This is a genomic window from Lactobacillus fornicalis, from assembly GCF_055362665.1.
Genome location: NZ_JBLTIM010000043.1, coordinates 1 through 326, shown reverse-complemented (window position 1 = coordinate 326; position 326 = coordinate 1). Strand labels below are relative to the sequence as shown.

General features: G+C 30.4%; 1 protein-coding gene. It reads left to right on the top strand.

The genetic code is table 11. The features are described from left to right. Nucleotides 1-211, top strand: a 211-nt coding sequence (locus ACNDLV_RS07460) for a hypothetical protein (RefSeq protein WP_498883044.1), incomplete at its 5' end; no start/stop codon positions are given. Nucleotides 212-326 lie beyond the last annotated feature (115 nt).

Genomic DNA, 326 nt, shown 5'->3' with positions numbered 1-326 from the left:
TGATGCTTTAAAACAAAAAACATACGGACAAGCATTGAAATATTTAAAGAATTTACATTATGACTTTGATGGCAATTTTAGAGCTACACTTCCTGAACAGATTCTTGGATTACTTAACTCTGTTATAGATGAAGCAATTATCGAAGTACGAATGAAAGCATATAAGCAATCAATTGATGGAGATGATGAATCATCGAAACCGAAGCATTAAAACAAGCATATATAGCGTTTAAAGATGAACTTAATCTATTTACATTTAGTCATTTTAAAACGCTAGGGAGCGTTTATTTTAGCAAATATGCGCCAACTTCAATGATGTTTATTTA